This is a genomic window from Candidatus Protochlamydia phocaeensis (assembly GCF_001545115.1).
GTDB classification, from domain to species: domain Bacteria; phylum Chlamydiota; class Chlamydiia; order Chlamydiales; family Parachlamydiaceae; genus Protochlamydia_A; species Protochlamydia_A phocaeensis.
Genome location: NZ_FCNU01000028.1, coordinates 321,645 through 341,654, shown reverse-complemented (window position 1 = coordinate 341,654; position 20,010 = coordinate 321,645). Strand labels below are relative to the sequence as shown.

The window sequence follows — 20,010 nt, the reverse complement described above, 5'->3', positions numbered from 1 at the left end:
CCTCCCATACCTCCCATGCCAAAACCAGCCGCAATAGGCAAGCCTAAGAATTCCACAACGCCTAAGAATAAGGGATCTTCTCCCGGTAAAGAAGGCCTGCTTAGCAACATTGCGGATTTTGATAAGAATAAATTAAAGAAAATCCAAATAGGAGATGTCCTGACTGGGCAAACTGGAGAGGCAAACGATAAGATGATTTGCGCCAAGCATAAGCTCTTATTAAAAAATTTTGGAGAGGCTCTACAAAATACAAAAGGGTACGTGGAAGGATTAATAGATTATTTGAATTCTCCCGATGCCGGAGAAGGAGTTGCGGAGTTGGATGAATGGAATGAGTCTGCCGAATTATTGGAACAGTATTGCAAAGAATTCCAAATTAACTTTGCTGACCTGGAAGAGAAACCCTTTAAAGTCTCTAAAGATGACTTACAAAAAGTTCAATCTTATTTCACTGATTTTCTTGCTCTAATTGAAGCCAGGCAGCAAGCGGAAAAACAGAGCAAAAAGAAAACAGATGAAGAAGATGAAGACATCAAAGCCTATATGGCCAATATTTTTAAGCAAAAAATTACAGAAGCCGAGCAAAAACTTACTGAAAAGAAGGGCTATGCCTTAAATTCTCTTAGCTTCTTAGAAGAGACGGATTTACAGGCGGGAATTAAAAAATTAAAGCCCATTCATCAAAAGACATTTTTAAATCATTTTGCTCAACAAAATACAAAATTGCCACAAGCTTTCAAAAATCAGGAAGAATTTGCGGAAACCCAAGAAAAATTAGTAAAAAGAATTCTATCAGCTACTACTCTAGAGGCAATTGAAGAAATCAAGAAAGAGCCTGACTATAAAAGAGTATCTGACATGCTAGCGAACATTTCTCGCGAATATAGAGATTACGAAACTTATTAAAACATTTTAGTTAAAAAAAATTTAACGGCGTTTTGATGATTCATTGTCAAAACGCCATTTTTTTTCTTATTCCCTGCAACAGACTCGCCTATTAACCTAAGCTTGGAGTTTTTTGCTCTTTTCGAGCGCCAAAATAAAAAACTCTAGTGATGTCCTATTGTCCTCATACTCAAACCCTCTAATCTAGGCATTAGGAGCTTTTACTCCCTTAAAAGTCCCTATTGAATACATTATCCTCTTGAATTAAGTCATGAGTCATTCCCTGCAGTTTTTAAATCCGCTAAGAACAAGCAGCTTAATTTTTAAAATAATTTTTATATATTTTTTTATCTTTGTTTATTTCTTGCTAAATAAATTCAATTCGTTTAAATAAACTACTTGAATTGCGTTCTTAAATTTCATCTTTAAAGTCTGCTAAGCAATTTTCAGTAGCCGTATTCTCCTTTATTTTCTTTAAATGAGTGGAATACAAAACTAAAAAACTATTTAGCCCGCTTTAATATTCATTCTGGGTAACGAGTAAACTTGAATGAAAGGAAAGACAAAGCCCATTTTTACACAAAATTAATTTGATATTTATATTTCCCAAAAATTTGAGCCTATAATCCAAGTTTTAAGATTTAATTGGATCATTATTTATTATGAACATCCCGTCTTATCAATTAAGCTCTATAGAGAATTTTAGCTGTACAGCTCATGTGACTAAGCCCTTATCTAATTTAAACCAAAGCGGTGGATTATTGATCTCCCGCATATTGAGTTGTGCGATTGTTCCTCTAACAGCCATTGCAGATGGCGCCATCCATATGAGTTTATTTGTCCTAAAAGGGACGACAGGAGCATTCTTTACTCCTTACAATCTCGTTATGGTCAAAATTTCTCCTAAATGGACAGTGCCTCGCGATTTAGAATTGTCTTCGGCGTTTATTCATTTAATGCGCGTAGTCGAATGCTTATTTACCGCAGCTATTCTTCCCTTTATTTGTTTGATCAATCCTACCCGCGCTTATGATTTTATGAGTCATCGGTACGGATTGCATGAAAAAGACCGTCAAAAGCATGTCGATCATTTAGACCAGCGCGTTGTCGATTTGGACAGACAGCTAAGAGAAAGCGAGGCTCAAGTGAGCGACTTTCGCGCTCAGCTCATGAGCGTTGCCGGAGCAGAAGTGGCTCGAAAAGCCTTAGAACAGCAGTTGGCTGCTTTAAGAAAAGAAAATGAGCAACTTAAAAATATTGGCGCCTCTCCGATCAAGGGAAGCCCTTCTCAAGAAACAGACCCTTCTATCGGCAATCCATCGACTCCTATTAAGCCCATTCCGACTCCGCCTACGCCTCCTAAGAATATTCCAACTCCTCCTAAAAACATGCCGCCACCCCCTCCTCCCCCTAAAAATTTTAAACCGATGGATCCTTCCTCTTCAGATTCCAATTCTTCAAATCCACAGCCTACGGAACAGATAGGTGATTTACTTACTAGCATTCATCAATTTTCTAAAGATAATTTGAAAAGAATTAATTCTTCGACTGCTTCCCTACAAAATTCCAGCGTAGAAAATCAAACAGAAAAACAAGCAATTGTTCTATGTGCAAAGCATCAGAGTATTCTCAATGCCAGAAGGGGACCGTCTTTATATAATTTAAAGGAATGCGTCGAAGAAGATATTTTAACTTATTTAGCAGATCCCGAAGAAGGCGATAGCATAGAAGAAATAGAAGATGGAGGATGGTGTGTGGAAGCATTTGCGTCTTTCCTCCAGGAATACTGCCAAAACGTCAATATTCCCTTCTCAAGCCTAAAAGAAAAACCCTTTACGATAACGGAAGAGAATTTGGAAAATGCGCGATCTTATTTCGACTATTTTCTTAAGCAAATTGAAGCTAAGCGAGAAGAAGAGTGCCTAGCAAGGCGCAAAGCAGAACCGAAAGAAGAAGATAATAAAACGGCGGAAGACAAGAAAACCGTAGATACGCCTCAACCTTCTATCGTTCATCCTACACCGTCTAGCCCAGTTACGCCAAAGATCTTGGAAGCAGAGCAAAAGCTTGCCAAGAAGAAGGAATTTGCCTTGACGTCACTTAGTTTTCTTAAGGAAATAGATATAGAAACTAAAGTATCGTCCATGAAACGGATTCAGCAAATGTCTTTAAAAGGCACCATATTTGCGTCAAACAATCAAAAATTGTCTCCCAGCTTTGCCAGCTATGAGGAATTTATTGAAAAACATAAAGAATTGGTGGCAAGCATTCAATCAGCCAATTCCGAAGAAGCGATTGAACAGCTGAAGCAGCAACACCTTTTCCAAAGAGTTGCTCAATTGGTCGGTTTTATTTCTCTTGAATTTAGAGAATAGAGCACGCTTGTTTGATAAAAGCTCTTTGAATTTCCAATAACCTGAGTGTGGAGTTTTTTTGCTCTTTCGACTGCGTCAAAGCCTCTGAGATGAATAAATGGCAAGCTTTCACGTCAGTCTAAAGCGTAAAAAATTCCACACTCAGGCTATCTATGCGATTGCCATTCAAAATTGAATTTTAAGCCCTCTTCCCCGACCTCAAATAAGGATACTTTGCCGCTCAATTTCGTGAGGAATGCGGAAAATTTTTTCACACGTTTATAACTAAATTCAGCCTGCAAATCATCCTATTTCAAATCGCGGATAGTCTATAAGCATTGTTTTAAATAGGATTCCCCCCTTTACCGCCAACTGCTCTCTATTTCTAACCGATTAAATAAAAAATTAAGCAGTAAAAAAAAATTTTATATTTTTTAAAATTATTTTTTAACACCTGAATAAATATTGCTTGTTAAATCAAAATGATTTATATTTTTTGATTTAAACATCTCAATCTGCCAATTCATTTAAACAAGCCAGATAAGAAGTAAATCTGCAATTTTTATCAAAGCTTAATTTACATTTAATACTACTCAAACAAAGACAGTTTAAATTATCTGTATTCCTTATAATTTGTTAGGTGATCATGTATATTAATTCTGCTCAATTAAGCCCACTTGAAAATTTTAGTTCTACAGCTTATGCGACCAAGCCGTTATCCGATTTAAATCAATCGGGCTTCCTTCTTCTTGGTGCGGTTTCCGCCCGCGTCCTTAGCTGCGTGGTCATTCCGTTGACTGCGATAGTGGATAGCACCATTCATATGAGCTGTTTTGCAGGAAAAATGTGCACGGGCGTTGTCATTACGCCTTATAATACGATCGCCGGCAGAATTGCTCCTAATTGGAAAGCTCCTCGCGATTTAGAGATATCCTCAGCCTTTATTCACTTAATGCGCATGGTTGAATGTGTATTTACAGCTGCAATTCTTCCCTTTGTCTGCTTAATTAATCCAGACCGTGCCTATGATTTTATGAGCCATCGTTATGGATTGCATGAAAAAGATCGTCAAAAACATGTCCATAACTTAGATCAACAAGTTCGCGACCTTCAACAGCAGGTAAGAGATAAAGACGCAACAGAAAGTGCCCTTCGTGCTCAATTGTTTAGTTTTTCCGGTGCAGAGGTGGCACGCTTGAGATCAGAAGAGGCTCGCTTGAAATTAGAACAAGAGTTGACTGCTTTAAAAATGGAATTGGAAGAGTTAAAAAAAGCACGCCCTTCTAAGGATAGCACTCCTTCAAATCAAGGAACCAATCCGACCCCTCCTAATTCAACTCCGCAAAAAAGCAAAATTCCTGAACCGCCAAAGGTAAAAATTCCTGAACCCCCAAAACAGCCACCAAAACCCAATTCTAAACCAACACCTACAAAGAATCCTCCTAAACCGAATAAAGAAACGCCGAATTCAACTGCACAGCAAACACCCACTAAGCCGCCTTTGCCAACAGTAACCGATGACAGGAAAAACTTATTAGATGCGATTCGCAATCGGGCGACAAAACCGGCAGAAAAGGTGGAAGTTGGTATCGGAAGCAAAGGTGATATCTCCCTTCTTGCCATACATGAAAAATTACTTCAGGACCCTCTTCGCCGAACTGCTTTGCTACAGAAAACGCGACCAAGCGTTGAGGCTGTTATTGAGTATTTGGAATCCGATGAGAAAAACGTTACTGTAGTAGACTTAGATGAGTGGGATGAGGATATACAAATAGCTCCTTTATTGACAGAATATTGCAGAGGCTTTCACCTCAATTTTGATGACATGGCTGAAAAGCCGATGACAAAAATTTCAGAGGACCGCCTGGAACACGCAAAAAAATATTTTAATTTTTTTGCTAAGCAAATAGAGGAAGCAACAAAAGTAGATCCTCAGAAAAGATTAGAAGCTGAAAGGCAACGCGAAGAGCATGAGCGCTTGATTCGAGAAACAAACGAGCAAAAAGCTGCCGAAGCGTTAGAAAAAAGAAAGAATGCTCTTTTAAAAGACCTAAGGTTTCTTAATGAAAACAGCTTGACTACTGCGATTGAGAAGCATTTGAACCTAATTGAAAAAGGACGTCTGAATGCGGCTTTTGAAAGAGGGAACAAAGCGATTAACCCTTCTTACAAGAATTTCGAAGAGTTTGAGCAAAGTTATAATGAGCTAATTCAGCGCATTCACTCGCTTGCCAGTGAAGACCAGATTCAACCATTAAGGGAAACACAGCTTTATAAAAATGTTGGCAAAGTTCTGGGCGAAATCTCAACCGAACTGCGCGATAAGGCGTTTTCTATCTAAATGCACTCTCCATTAAAAGGCCGCTAGGAAAGTCTATTAAATTCCTCTTAGCAGCCTTTTTTAATAACCTAAGTCCTCTCATCTTAAGCTAATTTCTCAATTGCCAGTCTCATGTCTTCCAAGGTTGTCAATGGCTGCTGGCAAACCCCTTCATAGCAAATATACAAAGTCGTTTGATCTTGCCGGGTTGTTTGAGTCTTGATAAATGGAATCAATTCTTCCAAAGCGATGTCTTGCGTTTGCCAGATGATTGCTTTATGAGGAATAAAATGCTCGTATATCAACTGCTTCAGCTCCGGTTCAAATTCACGCTTAGAATTCAAGGCAATGACAAGAGTGGGAGCTTTATCATCATAAAAACGATGAAGGTTCATGATATGAAAACAATAGCCTGGCGAATAGTTTTCTAAATACTCTTTCACTCCTTTAAAAATATCTTCTGCCTGAAGAAGAAAATCCTCTTGATTGGTAAGTTGGTACAGCCGCAAAAGATTCTCGCAATGAACAGCATTTCCGGACGGTTCCGCTCCATCCGAAAATTGGCATTTCCTCAAAATGAGGTTTTTATCCGTTCCGTCAGTCTGATAAAAGGCGCCCCCTTCGGCTTTATACCCGTCTTTTAGAATGTTGGTCATTTCAACCGCCCATTCTAACCACTCCGTTCCGGCATTGGCTTCAAATAAGGATAATACGCCTTTAATCAAGAACGCATATTCATCTAAACTGGCTGTAAACATGGCCTGGCCATCCCGCCAACGCCTCAGCAATTTACCTTCCTTCCAAAGATGCGTTTTAATGAAACGCGCAGCCTTAATCGCAGCTTCTAAATAAGGAGGATGGTTAAGCGCATAAGCCGCTTCAGCCAACGAATAAATCATCAGGCCATTCCATGAGCAAAGGATTTTATCATCTTTGAACGGATGAACGCGCTTTTCTCTTACCTGCCACAATTTTTTTCTTTGCTCGCCAAATAGACGCTTGAGCTCTTCCTCGTCTTTATGATGCTGGGCAGCAAATTCTTCCAACGTAAGGGGCGTATGCAGGACATTGCGGCCCTCAAAATTCCCTTCGGGTGTAATCTCATAAAATTGGCAAAATAGATCGCTATCATTGCCTAATACTTGCTTTACTTCTTCATAAGGCCAAGTATAAAATAAGCCTTCATGCCCTTCCGAATCGGCATCTTCTGCTGAATAGAATCCGCCTTCTGGATGGGTCATATCCCTGAGAACATATTGGACAATCTCCTCGCAAACTTCCCGGTAAAGCGGCTTCTTTGTTAGCTGCCATGCCTCCAGATAGCTTTGCACCAAAATAGCATTGTCATAAAGCATTTTTTCAAAGTGAGGGATCAGCCATTTTTCATCTACGCTATAGCGGGAAAAACCACCTGCCAGATGATCATAAATGCCTCCTCGATGCATCATATCCAACGTGCGCTCAACCAGGAAAAGCGCCCGGCTGTCTTTCATGCCGGCATAATAGCGGAGCATAAAGCTGGACTGATAGCCAATGGGAAACTTCGGCGCACCTTTGATCCCTCCATAAATGGGATCCGCCATCTTATACAGCAAATCCGCTGTCGCCTGTATTTGTTCTTCATCGGAGATGTCTTCCCCACCGGTCTGCACACTGCTTGAGAATACCTCTACAATTTTCTCTGCCTGCGTCAAAATTTTTTCTCGCTCTTCCCCTGTCCATAATTCAGAAATGCGGACAATTAAGTCAGATAGCCCCATCAGCCCATGGCTGCTATGCGGAGGAAGATAGGTGGCAGCAAAGAAGGGTTGTAGGTGAGGTGTCAAAATCACATTGAGCGGCCATCCGGCAGCTCCCGCCATCATGCTTTGAGCAAATTCCATATAAAGGCTGTCTACATCCGGCAACTCTTCTCGATCGACCTTAATATTAATGAATACCTGATTCATCAACTGTGCCACCCCAATATCTTCAAAAGATTCCCTTTCCATCACATGGCACCAGTGGCAAGTCGCATACCCAATCGATAAAAAAATAGGCTTGTCTTGACTTCTAGCCGCTTCAAACGCTTCCTCTCCCCATGGATACCAATCAACGGGATTATGCGCGTGCTGCAAAAGATAGGGGGATTTTTCATTAATCAAACGGTTTGTATAAAGAGGGCGATCGGTCATAATTTGTTCACATGTAGTTAAGAGACAAATTTCTCTGAAGTTTTGATATACGAGACATTCTTTCATTCAATAAATTTAAAATTTATATATAGTGTTCGAGCAATAAAACTCAACTTATTAAATAACAGGATTCATAAAAGTGCGCTTACCTGATTTCTTTGCCTTTAAACATTTCTAGTCAGCGGTTTTAACCCCTTCTTAAACTTTTTAAAATCGAATTTAAATTTTTAATTCGATTAATAGTTTTTCATTTCATTGATTATTAAACCTTTCTGCGTTAAATTAACCTTCCTTGAATCTTACTATTTGGATGAAAGAACGGTTGTCTCGTTCGAATGATTTAATTCAGAAAAGGACGTTCCATATGGCATCATTGAATTTATTGCGATTATTCGGCTTAAGTATCATGCTTAGCTCCCTGTTTGCTTGTCAGCGAGGCCCTTGCTGCAATCGATGGGCTGAAAAAGACTGCTACTACTCGGATTATTATCAATCGGCGCCTTCTCCCTCCAAATCGAACTATTATTCGACTATCCAGGAATAGGCTGTTCTGCAGGTTATCCATGCTAAAACGTTTTTTTTATCCTTGCCTATCTTTAAGTATTGCCTTGCTCTCTTCTTGGCTGCTTGCTGGTTGTTCCACTGCTATTTTAGCCCAGCGGGGTCCCTATCTGCGGGCGTATCATGAAGGCGAGTTGTCCAAAGCGGAAGGAAAACTCACACATTTGGCGGACCAAGAGCTTCCGGACCAATGCTATACGCAGTCTAAAGAAGCCAGTTGGATTTTGTTGGATCGGGCGACAACTCGTTTTGCTCTAAATAAAACAGATGAGGCCATTCAAGATTATGCAAAGGCATTGGAAGCGTTGGACTATTATAGCCAAGAGTTGCCCACAGAGCAGCTAGCCCAAATGATGCTACAAGATGAAACAGGCGCTTATCAAGCCGCTGATTTCGAGCAAATTTTAGCACGTGTTTATTTTGCATTGGCCCTTTTACACAAAGGGGATGAAAGCAATGCCTATGCCATTCTTCGCCAAGCCGAAGATTATCAACAAGAGAAGCAGCATGTCTATGCAAAAGTTCCTTTTACACGGCATTATCGGATTGCAGATAATGGATTGAGCAAGTTCTTGTTCGGGGTGCTTTTAGAAAAGCGGGGTGATCTCACTAATGCCCGCATCTTATACGATCAGGCGGCTAGGGTTATTCCCTGCACTCAACAAGCGTCTTTGCAACCAGCCGATGCCTCTCCACATCAAGCGACCATTATTGTTTTATGCCATAATGGAAACGCGCCTTATAAGATCTCTGCAACAAGCCCCGCTTCTGTGGCATCAGCCCTTGCCCTCGAATGTTTGCTGGCTACTCAACGCATTGATCCTGCTTGGTCGACTTTAAGCGGCATTCCGGTCCCCGCCCTTCGCCAATGGCCGGATTCCTACCCGCTTCCAACTTATGCTGCCATTAACTGTCAAAAAAAACCGCTTTTACCCTTTTATAGCATCAAAGAAGCAGCTAGCGAAGAGCTTAAGCAAAAAATGCCCGTCATTGTCGCCCGAGGAGTAGCTAGACTGCTCTTGCGCCGCTGCGCCGTCGGCTATATTGAAAGGCAAGATCCCAATCTGGGCGCTTTGGCCGATCTAACCATGCTGCTTATCAACGAAAACACCCGAGCAGATACCCGCTCATGGACAACACTTCCCGCTTTTATCGATACTGCCCGCTTCGATGTCGAACCAGGCATCCATGCTTTAAGCCTAGAAGTATATGAAAGAAATGGCGTAGATAAAAGAGAGTACCAACTTCATCTTCGTCCGCGCGATTTATGTATTATTCACGTGTTTAATATTCATCCCGGAGTCAGGCAAATCTTGATTCCTCATCGCTATCTTGCTACCCAAGGAGAATCGTATGAATAAGACCCTTATTAAGTTAACCGCCTTATGCGCCTTATTTTTCAGCGCAACCAGCTGCTGCCGCCATGTCCGTACAGCAGAAGACGTTACGCCTGGCAATTTCTGCGAAAAACTGGATTGGCGTTATGGCGCTGCGGATATTCGCATTCAAACGACGAAGATTAATCAGCAACTCTTAGACCGCTGGTTTGCTAAAACAGGCTACCATTGCGAGGCAGGCAAACCACGCTTGATCATTACAGATATTGATAATTGCACAGATCAGTATATTCCAACAGATATGATCCGCGATATTTTTGAAGGCGTAGCCATTGATGACGGACGCTACACTGTCGTGGTCGGCAATACATGCGATGAGCATGAATTGGATTATCTCATGAATAAAATCGCCTTGGCTCCTAAATATGATAATGCCACGCGCCTTCAACCCGGACTGGCCACGGCACCTCAATTCCTGGCTAAAGTGCGCATTACTAAAGCCGTGCGCGCCGACCGCTTTTATGATTATGAGGATTATCGCATGACAGTCACCTTATATGATATCGAAACGCAAGAAGCCATCGACTCTGCTTGGGATGTCCTCTGCAAAAAAGTCCGCCGCAGCTAACCCTCCTTTTAATGAATCGATTAGACCCTCTTTTGATGAACGGACTCTGAGGGGGTGTATTCCCCCTCATAATCGATCTTTGAGGTTATTTTCTCCCGGAAGGCAATAGAAATCGCGGACAAATTTGAGTAAATTGCCCGTTCTCTTCTATCGCTTCTTAGGGGAAAAGAACACCCCTCTAAGCCCTTAGCGGTTTTTATCCCACCTGTTAGAGCAATCGGCTAACCAATTTGTAAAGCTAATTCCATTGTCAAATAGCCTTTCTTTTCCCCTTTAATTTTAAAAATTTTTTTATATAAAAAATTTTTTAATTATGTAATACAGAAGTTAGAACCCAAACACTTAAATAAATTTTATCTTTTAGCTAAATCTTAAAATAAATGCCGAAAGACGCACCAATGTTTTGATACTTATTCCTTAACAGCTCCGCAATTTCATCTTTCCCAGCCCCTGATTTGTCTGCTTTGGTTAAAGCCTAAAAGATAAGAAAGGAGGAAATATGGCAAACATAGCTCGTGACTGGAATGATTCTTATCATATTGTGCAGGAACAAATAGAAGCCTTCAATAAAAGTGTTCAGTCCTCAATTAAATTAGATGATCTCAGCCATTATTACGAACCGGAAGAATTGGATAAAATTTATCAAGTCGTAAAAGCGCAAGTGCAGCATTTGCAAACGCTTTCCGAAGAAATTGAAAAGCGGAAAGAGAAAGTTGAAGGGGGCTGTTCGACTTATACGCGATCGGCTGTGATTACAACAACTGTGCTGAATGGAATTTCTAAGGTATTCGTGATTGGAGGAGCGGCTGTGGCTGTTTTCTCTCCCGAACCCATTTCCAAATGGGTTGGATTAGGCTGCGCTGCTTTAGGGGAAATTTTTGATTTAGCCACAACGACCTATTCGACCAAGGCTTTTTTTGATGAAGACGAAAAATCGACTTTGGCTACCATTAACAGGGAAGGAATCGAGCAGGCCAAAGTCTTCAAGAAATTCATCAAGCGCCTGAAAGAGATTCGCGAAATCGCACGGAGCCGTTTCCAGGAACAAAGCGTCAATATCAACATCAATATTGATGGTCAAATTGGAGATTGCCTAAGACATTACGAAGCCTTAGGAAAATTGAGCAAAGACGAGGTCTATTTTAGAATTCTGTCTCTTCTCATTCAACATCTTCCCGACGAAGATCCGCTCAAGGCCCAATTGCAATCTCTTAAACCTGCCCGCTTTTCAGACCTAACAGTGTTAGCTCATCAACCCTTGCCCGTTAGCTACTTATCGCAAGAAAATAGAGATCAAGAAGATAAAGGCAAAGGGATCGATAAAAGGAATGAGGAGAGCTTATCTTCCTCCGAAGATAACAAATGGCAAGGAGAAAAAGCCAGCCATCTTAAAGAAGAATCTGTTCTAGAAGAAATTGATCCTTTACAATCGCAGCAAGAATATGTTAAACGTTTAGCCTTTTGCAAGCATGCTGTTGCAGACCGTTTCCGTTTAGGCAAAGATATCAAGTATTTGTATACGAGAGACGGATGGTGTATTACTTCCAATGGCTTAAAACCTGCGCATGAAGTCCAATATGAGAGCTTAGTTGACTCAGGAGAGTCTACTTCAAGCCGTAAAAAGAAATCTAAAAAATCAGCAGATACGGAAATTATAATCGATTCCATGGTATGATCATTCTTCTTTTTTATTACCTTACTTCGCATTTGATCTCTTTTACATGTTCGATCTTGGAGGCTGTTTTGCTATGCTGCACCAATGGCTACATTGGGCTGCTGAAAAAGAAGAAGCCCAAGGCCGGACATATTTTGGCAGATCTTAAAACGCGAATCGACCGCCCGCTAGCCGCTATTCTCACACTCAACACAGCAGCTCATACCTTCGGCGCGGCGGGGGTAGGAGCTCAAGTCGTCGAGCTATTCGGCAATCAATGGCTCGCCATGGCTTCCGTTATCTTGACTTTAACCATGCTATTTTTAACCGAGATGATTCCGAAAACAATCGGCGCGCTCTATTGGAAAAAACTAGCTCCTTTTACTGCCTATTTTATTCGATTCTTGATTTGGATCACTTATCCTTTTGTCGTTTCTTTCGAATATATTGCCCGCTTGCTATCAAGGGGAAAAACGCAGGAGAAAATTACAGAAGAAGAAATCAAATTAATTTTAGAAGAGGGCACGCAAGCCGGCGTCATCAAAGAAGTCGAGCATGACATGGTAGAAAGCATCTTCCGGCTTGGAAACCGCCGCGTGGGAATTCTCATGATTCCTCGCATGAATATCGAATGGTTAGACCTCAATAAAAGCATAGAGAACTTGCGCAAGCAAGTAGACGCCTCTCCCCACAACCGCTTTCCCGTTTGCGATGGAGAGCTCGATGAAGTCATTGGCTTGGTTACCTCTAAGGATATCCTCAATGAAGTTTTAGCAAAAGGCACTTTCGATCTCAAAACGCTCGTCAAACCACCCTTGTTTGTCCCCGAAAATATGCGCGTCGTGCAGCTGCTCGATTTGTTCAAAAAAACACCCGACCATTTAGCTTTAGTGACAGATGAATATGGCGGCGTCCAAGGGCTGATCACTTTGCATGACGTCTTGGAATCGATTGTAGGAGATGTCCCTACAACCTCTATCTTACCGGAAATGTCAATCATTCAACGCAAGGATGGCTCTTGGTTGGTCGATGGCATGCTCCCTATCGATGAATTAAAAGAACAGTTCGACCTCGATCAGCTGCCTGAGGAAGAAAAGGGAACCTACCGCACCCTTGGGGGATTCTGCATGCGCCAGATTGGGAGCATTCCTAATGTCGGCGATAGCTTCACTTGGCAGAAATTCAAATTTAAAGTTGTTAAGATGCAAGGACGCCGCGTTGAAAAAGTTTTGATCAACTATATTTCTTAACATGCCTAATGCCCTTAATAAGCAGCTTCGACTTGAGAAATGCCTACGCTCTATTCCACAGGCTCCTTATCCCTTTCAATCCCGCGTTCATCCTCTCAAATCTTTTCATTTTCCTTCCCTCTCTTGCTTTGTCAAGCGCGAAGATGAGCTGGGATTCGGTATTTCAGGATCTAAAATACGCAAGTACCGCACACTCATTCCTTTCTTACTGGCTGAGGAAATCAAAGAAGTTGTCATAGTGGGAAGTGCTTATTCAAACCATGTCTTAGGCATCACTCAGCTTTTGCTTGAAAATGGCTTGGTCCCCACTTTATTTGTCCGCGGAAATCCGAGACGAGAACTAACAGGCAACGCTTTCCTTAGCACGCTTCTCGTTCCTCCTTCTTCAATCCATTGGTTTTCAAAGCAAGACTGGGCATCCGCCGAAGAGCAAGCGCATCTTTACGCCCAAAAGCGCCCGCATAAAGCATTTGTATTACCTGAAGGGGGATGCTTAACCGCATCTTTGCCAGGCGCCCTCACACTGCCTTTAGATATTTTGCGCAATGAGCAAGAACGCGATCTTTCTTTCGACCACCTGTTTATTGATTCGGGAACGGGCCTGACTGCTATAGCCTTAATTTTAGCCTACAGCTGGCTAGAAAAGCCGGCACAGATCCATGTGGTTTTAATGGCCGACACCAGCGCTTATTTTTTAGATCAGCTCTCGCATTTTCATGCGCATTTCCTGCATCTAATGCAAATTGAGGAGATGCCGCTTCTCCATAATTTTCATCTTTATTATCCGCAAAAGACTCCACGCTTTGGCCAAATTAACCAAAGCTTATTCCAAGACATCATCGGATTGGCTCGATTAGAAGGCTTTTTAACTGATCCGGTTTATACCATTAAGCTTTTTAGAGAGGCTAAGCGCATCATTGGCGAACAATCGCTACAGGGAAATGCGCTCATCCTCCATTCGGGCGGAGCCCTGACCCTAATGGGATTTGAGGAGCAGCTAAAAGCAGCTTTGAATGAATCCTATTCCCAAAATGGCCATTGAGGGGCGACAAGAATTCCCCGCCCGGCCTCTTCCCATTCTCCCTGCTTATTAAGCGTCAGTTGCGCTGCCATCAAACTATGCATGTGTTGTTCAAAGTGTGTTTCAACAGCCGCGATAAAATCTTTTTTTTCGAATAACCCTATTCCGTCTTGCCCATTCCACAAATAAGCAGAAAGCCAGTACAACTTTGGCAAAATGGCCCATCTCGTTTGCCCGCCATCCTCTTGACTTTTCCATTTTTCCCAGCTATTGGAAAGATAAGCGATCCACCATCCTCGCAAATGGCCGATGTGGGCCTCCGGCGGCACAGCTGTGGCATTCAATGGCTCTCCCCATGGATAAAATAAATACCCCTTAATGAAGCATTGGCTGGCCGGCATGCTTCCGTAGTGCTGGCTTATCCATAATTGAGCCAAAGGATGGCGTGATAAATGCAGCTGATGGTTGCTCAAACGCTCTAATTTACTTGCCATGCGATCATGGGGATTGGGGCCTAAAAAGAATGTCTCCAATTGGCTGGTATAACTTAAGTAGTATTTAACACTGACCTCCCAATGGAGAAGGCGCTGCTCGCTCAATGAGAAAAAGATAAAATCAAATTCTCCGATTGTCCGCTCATCCCTGATTTGCACACAAGCGTGCAGACGCTCAATATCTGGACGCCGTTGAAGCCAAAACTCAATAAGGTGGGCAAAATAGTCGCCTAAACGCTTGGATGAAAATGAAGAAAGGTGCGTAAGCAAAGGAACAGGATCTCGATCTAACGTCTCAAGTTCAGGCAAAAATTGCGCATACCATTTTTGACACTCCTGCCATGTCACGCAAGGAAGCCTAGCGGAAGGATCAATTAAAGGGCAGCTCTGAATCACCCAGGCTAGATCTCGAACAGGTTTATGCTTAAACATATTATTTTTTATTTGATTTGTCTATTAGAGAAATTCTTTCTTCAGTATTATTTTTTATTTGAATATGGAGATAGCCATGTGTTTTTCTGCCGAAGCCAGTTTTACAGCATCAGCCGTTTTAGGGGCTATTGGAGGCTCTTCTTTAAGAAATTGCTCATCTAAGTCTTATTTCTTCTTAGCCGCCATTCCTTTTTTATTTGCTATTCAGCAGTTTTCAGAAGGCATCCTCTGGCTTCAATTAAATAAACAGCTCTCTTCCGCTTCCCTCTTATTAGATGCAAAGCGAATCTTTTTAATTTTTGCCTTTATTATTTGGCCGATCTGGCTCCCTCTTTCCTTTGCGCTAATAGAGAAAGTCGAATGGCGCCGCACGGTCCTCTATTTTGATTTAGCTTGCGGACTTGCTTTGTCCAGCCTGAATTTATTTTATGCGCTTCATCAAGATGTCTCCGTTAGGATCGTCAATCATAGCTTGCAATATAGCGGAGAGGTTCCTTCTCAGACTTATTTATATCCTTTCATTGTCTTACTGCCTTGCTTCATCTCTAGCGTGAGAATGGTTTGGCTATTCGGCTTTTTTGTCCTTTTAGGCTATCTGACAGCCGATTATTTCTATACATCGACATTTGTCTCTGTCTGGTGCTTTTTTGCCGCCTTGGTCAGCCTATTCATTTATAAAGTCATTAAGGACAATCAACTCAGTTTAGAAAAAAAGTCTTTGAATTAGGCACCTACGCTAGACATCCAAGCGATCTTGATGGCTTTGATCGATCAATGCTTCTCTTTCGCTTAAAGCGTTTAAATCTTTATTGAGGAAATAATTCAGAAATGTTCGGATGACAACCAAAAGCCCTAATATGCCTAAGGCATAATAATCAGGCGTTGTGGTTGTCTCTATGACATCGGCTGCAATAATAAATTCAAGCCCAAGAATAATGGACCGTCCTAGATCAAGGCGAATGGTGTCGAAGTTTAAAATACGCTGATGTCGGGAGCTAAACACCTTCATTAAGTATTGGCAGACAGCATACAGCGAACCGGTTAAGATGACCAATGCCCCAATCAATGCAAGTAGTTGTTTGATGATCATTAAAATCGTATGCAAGGGCTCAAAAGAGTCGAGAGTCGCGACAGCTTGCGCTAACAAAGGCTGTAAAAGCATATCCGCACTCATGCGGTCTCCTTCAATCTTCTTATGAAAAGCATTGCTAAAAAGGACAGTTGAAAAATTTGCTCAAATCTTTTACATACGCAAAAGCACTATAAAAAATCACGTTTTATCTTTACAACCCAAGTTTTAAAAAATAATTATGCCTCAGTCTTATTCTCAAATATGGAATCTCGATACGTTTTTTTCGGGTGGCAGCTCCTCTTCGGCTCTTTTGCAGGCTTTAAAAGAATTACAGAACGAAATAGCCCACCTGCGGCAAGGGATTGCTTCTTTTTCTTTACCTTCCCTTATTTCCTCTTTACAAAAACTAGATGAAGAATGCCATGAGTTGGAGAGTTTTATCGCTTGCCTTTTAGCGCAAAATACAAAAGACCAACAAGCGGTGCAATTGCAAAGCCAAATTGCAACCCTGAGGGCGGCTTATGAGAACGTTTCTTCTCAGCTCGATGAAGCTCTCGCTCATTTGCCAGAAGAAACCTTCCGGCAATTGATCACAGATGACCGCTTATCAGCTTTAGCCTTCTGCCTACAAGAAAAGCGGACTTGGCAAAAGAAAAAAATACCTTTGAATCAAGAGAAATTAGTGCATCAGCTATGGATCGATGGCTATCAAGGATGGAATGATTTGTATGGGACTCTTATAGGATCGATGCGCATTTCCGTTTCCGACCCAAACATTTCTTCTCAGTCCAGCTTATCCATCGGACAAGCAGAAAACCGCTTATTCCATCCCGACCGCACCATTAGGCAGACCATCTTTCAAGCATGGGAACAAGCATGGGCTTCTCAAGAGGAAATTTTTGCTCAAATTCTCAATCATTTGTCGGGCTTCCGGCTCAATCTCTACGAAGCGAGGGGATGGACCTCGGTGTTGGCAGAGCCGCTATTCTGTAATCGCATGCAAGAAGATACATTGACAGCTATGTGGGAAAGTATTGAAGCGCATAAAGGCTGCCTGCAGCGCTATCTCGAAAAGAAGGCTTCTTTGCAAGGAACCGAAAAACTTGCCTGGTTCGACGTCGAATCTCCCTTATCCACAAATGATCTTCCCTTCATTCCTTTCCAAGAAGCGGCGGAAATCATTATTCGGCAATTCAACCGCTTTAGCCCTAATATGGGAGCTTTTGCCAAGCGAGCCTTTGAAGAGCAATGGATCGAAGCAGAAGACCGTCCCGGAAAGCGTCCGGGCGGATTTTGCACGCATTTTCCTCAAAGCCGCCAAAGCCGGATTTTTATGACTTATAGCGGTACGATGAATAATGTCTTTACGCTTGCTCATGAACTTGGGCATGCCTATCACAATGCCATTATTGATCCTCTTCCCCGCTTTGCGCAACACTATCGCATGAATGTAGCCGAGACAGCCTCCACATTAGCGGAAATGGCCGTCATTGATGCGATGATTGAAGAGGCGCAGAAACCGGAAGTAAGAAAAGTCCTTCTAAATTACAAAGTGCAGCGTTCGGTTTTATTTCTCATGAACATCCATGCACGCTTTCTCTTTGAATTGCGTTTTTATGAAGAAAGAAAAAAAGGCTTTGTTTTAGCCTCAACGCTTAACCATTTGATGGAAGAGGCCCAACAAGAGGCCTTTTGCCAAACGCTATCTCAAGGGCATCCCCATTTCTGGGCATCAAAACAGCATTTTTATGCGACGGATGTTCCTTTTTATAATTTTCCTTATACGTTTGGCTATTTATTCAGCTTAGGCCTTTATGCCCGCTTACGCGAAAAAGGGCCACGTGCCCCTTCTATTTATGAAGATTTATTGTTCGATACGGGCCGCATGACAACGGAAGAATTGGCCCAAAAACATTTGCAAGTCGATTTAAGAAAACCTATTTTTTGGGAGCAAGCGTTGGAATTGATTGAAAAAGATATCCAAGATATACTGTTGTTAATATAAGCGAACAAGAGGTAATAAAATTTATTATTATTTATTCTATAAAGCGAATCATTTATGATTTTTCACCATTTATAAAACTTATTAAATAGCTTTTAATGAATTCAGGATATTTTCGACCACGAAGGCAGGCTGTTATAAGAGGCTTCCTTATTTTCTTGGCCTAGGAAGCAAGGAGAAAATACTCCCAAATATAGCCTATTAGCAATTCAGGCTATTTAAGTTTTAATAGAATTTAAGATGCGCGATCCGGATATTTTTTTATCTTAGTCGCCCGTTTCGATGCGCTATCTATCCTATGATTAGATACTTTCTGGCTCTTTAATTTATACTAAATTACTCAGGAATATTATTATGCATTTCGAAACTAAATCTTCCATTCCGCTCTTTTCAATGAATTTTACAGGAAGCTATAATTTAGAAGAATCTGAGAGCGATAATTTAGGAGAATCAGAGAGCTATAATTTAGAAGGAAAAGAAGACTTGCTTCTCCCTGAACCGGATCCTCAGCCTTCTTTGGAAATGCCTAAAAGCTCATGGATTAAACAAACGATCAGCCGATTAGCATCGAACTTTGCCCATTCTATTTTTGCAAGTAAACAGCGAGAAGAGGACACATTACCGCTTATTTCTCTCTCCGTTGAAACAACGCCTTGCCAACAATGCATTAAGAAGATTTATGATGCATCTGTGACTGTTTTAGGCCTAGAAGATCAACTTTCTCGTCTTTCTCTTAAACCTTATAAGAAGCAAGCAGATATAGATCCGGAAGAAAACAGCGAACAGCTTATCAAACTCGGCGTTCCTCTGGAGAAGACGGCCCTTAAGTGCTTATATGCGTGGTTTGCAAAAAACAAGCATTTGATTTGCAATCGCTCCGATATTTCTTATCCCGCCCCTTTTAAAGCGACTATCAGCGAGCGGTCTAAAGCCTCTACGGCAGAAGATCCCTTTGTTAAGCAACCTGAAAGCGATTTCTTGATTGAAGTCCATTCAAATAAAAGGATCATTCTCCTATTTCCGGAAAATTGCTCTACTTATATTTCTTCCGGCTCGTTTAAAAAAATTATCAAAGCTTTCAATTTAATTAAGCCAAAAGTTTATGCCTATGCCGATCCTCTTTCACATTCGACTAAATTCGCTCTTGAAGCGATGAAGAATGAAGAAATATTTCTATCTTTATTCAATCAACAAACGCACGTCGTCAAAACCTATCAAATCTTTTACTACGCAAAAAATCAACAGCGCATATTAATGAAGTATATGCCAAACGAATTATTTTCGTTGCTAAACGACTTGATTCTAAAAAAAACGTTTGTATCCCCTCAAAAAAAACTACGCCTCAGCATTCAACTCTTTGAAACGCTCGCTTACATCCATTCCAAACACGTCATTCACAGAGACCTCAAACCTGAAAATGTTTTAATGGATATAAATAAAAAAAATTTGAGCCTGACAGATTTTGGCCTGGCCTGCTTTGTGGATGATCAAGACGCTTTATCTAGATGCAAAGGATCATTGGACTACTTAGCTCCCGAGGGCTGGGAACAAGAAACAGAGACGTTCAGTCCGGCTTTAGACGTATGGGCTGCGGGATGCATATTATGGATTTTGTGGAAAGGACAGCTTTTTCCCTGGTTCGGAAGTAAAAAATTTGATCACTTCACAAAGAAATCGGTGTTACGTGAAATTAATGACTATCACTACACCCCTTTTAATCACTCCGATAAGATCGAAATTTTGCTTTGGCATACGCTCCATCCCCACCCTCAACAGCGCTGGACAGCCCAGGCAGCTCTCAATCACTTAAGAAAATGAAGGAAATA

Annotated in this window: 15 protein-coding genes; 12 read left to right on the top strand and 3 right to left on the bottom strand. The window is 41.5% G+C overall.

What is annotated here, in order from left to right; genetic code table 11:
• The 3 genes from BN3769_RS14935 to BN3769_RS10920 all read left to right on the top strand — a co-directional run.
• A partial coding sequence (locus BN3769_RS14935) for a hypothetical protein (RefSeq protein ID WP_195155576.1) occupies nucleotides 1–906 on the top strand: 906 nt, incomplete at its 5' end.
• Nucleotides 907–1,547: 641 nt separating this feature from the next.
• Nucleotides 1,548–3,260: a hypothetical protein gene (locus BN3769_RS10925; protein WP_068470474.1), complete on the top strand. Its 1,713-nt coding sequence runs from the start codon at nucleotides 1,548–1,550 to the stop codon at nucleotides 3,258–3,260.
• Between the two features lie 625 nt (nucleotides 3,261–3,885).
• A complete protein-coding gene (locus BN3769_RS10920; protein ID WP_068470472.1) occupies nucleotides 3,886–5,580 on the top strand; it encodes a hypothetical protein in 1,695 nt (564 codons plus the stop codon).
• Between the two features lie 83 nt (nucleotides 5,581–5,663).
• Here BN3769_RS10920 and BN3769_RS10915 read toward each other — a convergent pair whose 3' ends face one another.
• Nucleotides 5,664–7,733, bottom strand: a complete 2,070-nt coding sequence (locus tag BN3769_RS10915) for a thioredoxin domain-containing protein (RefSeq protein WP_068470470.1) — start codon at nucleotides 7,731–7,733, stop codon at nucleotides 5,664–5,666.
• Nucleotides 7,734–8,097: 364 nt separating this feature from the next.
• On the opposite strand from BN3769_RS10915, the gene BN3769_RS10910 reads away from it, so the two are divergent.
• The 6 genes from BN3769_RS10910 (at nucleotide 8,098) to BN3769_RS10885 (ending at nucleotide 14,205) form a co-directional block, all read left to right on the top strand.
• Nucleotides 8,098–8,277, top strand: coding sequence for a hypothetical protein (locus BN3769_RS10910; protein WP_068470467.1), 180 nt, complete (start codon nucleotides 8,098–8,100; stop codon nucleotides 8,275–8,277).
• Nucleotides 8,278–8,296: 19 nt separating this feature from the next.
• Nucleotides 8,297–9,655, top strand: a complete 1,359-nt coding sequence (locus tag BN3769_RS10905; protein ID WP_068470465.1) for a COG3014 family protein — start codon at nucleotides 8,297–8,299, stop codon at nucleotides 9,653–9,655.
• On the top strand, nucleotides 9,648–10,259 hold the full coding sequence (locus BN3769_RS10900; RefSeq protein WP_068470463.1) for a hypothetical protein: 612 nt from the start codon (nucleotides 9,648–9,650) through the stop codon (nucleotides 10,257–10,259). Before BN3769_RS10905 ends, BN3769_RS10900 begins: the two co-directional genes overlap by 8 nt.
• 499 nt (nucleotides 10,260–10,758) lie before the next feature.
• The gene (locus tag BN3769_RS10895; RefSeq protein WP_068470462.1) at nucleotides 10,759–11,934 is read left to right on the top strand and encodes a P-loop NTPase family protein; all 1,176 of its coding nucleotides are present in this window, start codon (nucleotides 10,759–10,761) and stop codon (nucleotides 11,932–11,934) included.
• On the top strand, nucleotides 11,931–13,163 hold the full coding sequence (locus BN3769_RS10890; RefSeq protein WP_068470460.1) for a hemolysin family protein: 1,233 nt from the start codon (nucleotides 11,931–11,933) through the stop codon (nucleotides 13,161–13,163). Before BN3769_RS10895 ends, BN3769_RS10890 begins: the two co-directional genes overlap by 4 nt.
• A 1-nt stretch (nucleotide 13,164) precedes the next feature.
• Nucleotides 13,165–14,205, top strand: a complete 1,041-nt coding sequence (locus BN3769_RS10885; protein ID WP_068470458.1) for a hypothetical protein — start codon at nucleotides 13,165–13,167, stop codon at nucleotides 14,203–14,205.
• Here the strand turns inward: BN3769_RS10885 and BN3769_RS10880 are convergent.
• Complete coding sequence (locus BN3769_RS10880; protein ID WP_068470455.1) at nucleotides 14,184–15,110, bottom strand: DUF1853 family protein; 927 nt, start codon at nucleotides 15,108–15,110, stop codon at nucleotides 14,184–14,186. The genes BN3769_RS10885 and BN3769_RS10880 overlap by 22 nt on opposite strands.
• 76 nt (nucleotides 15,111–15,186) lie before the next feature.
• On the opposite strand from BN3769_RS10880, the gene BN3769_RS10875 reads away from it, so the two are divergent.
• Complete coding sequence (locus BN3769_RS10875; protein ID WP_068470454.1) at nucleotides 15,187–15,837, top strand: DUF6629 family protein; 651 nt, start codon at nucleotides 15,187–15,189, stop codon at nucleotides 15,835–15,837.
• A 9-nt stretch (nucleotides 15,838–15,846) separates the two neighbouring features.
• Here BN3769_RS10875 and BN3769_RS10870 read toward each other — a convergent pair whose 3' ends face one another.
• Nucleotides 15,847–16,284 carry a DUF1622 domain-containing protein gene (locus BN3769_RS10870; RefSeq protein ID WP_068470453.1) on the bottom strand — a complete coding sequence of 146 codons (438 nt, stop codon included), beginning with the start codon at nucleotides 16,282–16,284 and terminating at the stop codon, nucleotides 15,847–15,849.
• A 136-nt stretch (nucleotides 16,285–16,420) separates the two neighbouring features.
• Between BN3769_RS10870 and BN3769_RS10865 the strand changes: the two genes are divergently transcribed.
• Nucleotides 16,421–18,187 carry a M3 family oligoendopeptidase gene (locus BN3769_RS10865; protein ID WP_068470451.1) on the top strand — a complete coding sequence of 589 codons (1,767 nt, stop codon included), beginning with the start codon at nucleotides 16,421–16,423 and terminating at the stop codon, nucleotides 18,185–18,187.
• Nucleotides 18,188–18,538: 351 nt separating this feature from the next.
• On the top strand, nucleotides 18,539–20,002 hold the full coding sequence (locus BN3769_RS10860; RefSeq protein ID WP_068470448.1) for a protein kinase domain-containing protein: 1,464 nt from the start codon (nucleotides 18,539–18,541) through the stop codon (nucleotides 20,000–20,002).
• Nucleotides 20,003–20,010: the final 8 nt, after the last annotated feature.

What these genes read in the sequence shown, in the direction of transcription:
- BN3769_RS10870 (WP_068470453.1), bottom strand. Translation starts at nt 16,284, where the DNA reads ATGAGTGCGGATATGCTTTTACAGCCTTTGTTAGCGCAAGCTGTCGCG.
- BN3769_RS10915 (WP_068470470.1), bottom strand. Translation starts at nt 7,733, where the DNA reads ATGACCGATCGCCCTCTTTATACAAACCGTTTGATTAATGAAAAATCC.
- BN3769_RS10910 (WP_068470467.1), top strand. Translation starts at nt 8,098, where the DNA reads ATGGCATCATTGAATTTATTGCGATTATTCGGCTTAAGTATCATGCTT.
- BN3769_RS10920 (WP_068470472.1), top strand. Translation starts at nt 3,886, where the DNA reads ATGTATATTAATTCTGCTCAATTAAGCCCACTTGAAAATTTTAGTTCT.
- BN3769_RS10865 (WP_068470451.1), top strand. Translation starts at nt 16,421, where the DNA reads ATGCCTCAGTCTTATTCTCAAATATGGAATCTCGATACGTTTTTTTCG.
- BN3769_RS10875 (WP_068470454.1), top strand. Translation starts at nt 15,187, where the DNA reads ATGTGTTTTTCTGCCGAAGCCAGTTTTACAGCATCAGCCGTTTTAGGG.
- BN3769_RS10890 (WP_068470460.1), top strand. Translation starts at nt 11,931, where the DNA reads ATGATCATTCTTCTTTTTTATTACCTTACTTCGCATTTGATCTCTTTT.
- BN3769_RS10895 (WP_068470462.1), top strand. Translation starts at nt 10,759, where the DNA reads ATGGCAAACATAGCTCGTGACTGGAATGATTCTTATCATATTGTGCAG.
- BN3769_RS10860 (WP_068470448.1), top strand. Translation starts at nt 18,539, where the DNA reads ATGCATTTCGAAACTAAATCTTCCATTCCGCTCTTTTCAATGAATTTT.
- BN3769_RS10885 (WP_068470458.1), top strand. Translation starts at nt 13,165, where the DNA reads ATGCCTAATGCCCTTAATAAGCAGCTTCGACTTGAGAAATGCCTACGC.
- BN3769_RS10905 (WP_068470465.1), top strand. Translation starts at nt 8,297, where the DNA reads ATGCTAAAACGTTTTTTTTATCCTTGCCTATCTTTAAGTATTGCCTTG.
- BN3769_RS10925 (WP_068470474.1), top strand. Translation starts at nt 1,548, where the DNA reads ATGAACATCCCGTCTTATCAATTAAGCTCTATAGAGAATTTTAGCTGT.
- BN3769_RS10900 (WP_068470463.1), top strand. Translation starts at nt 9,648, where the DNA reads ATGAATAAGACCCTTATTAAGTTAACCGCCTTATGCGCCTTATTTTTC.
- BN3769_RS10880 (WP_068470455.1), bottom strand. Translation starts at nt 15,110, where the DNA reads ATGTTTAAGCATAAACCTGTTCGAGATCTAGCCTGGGTGATTCAGAGC.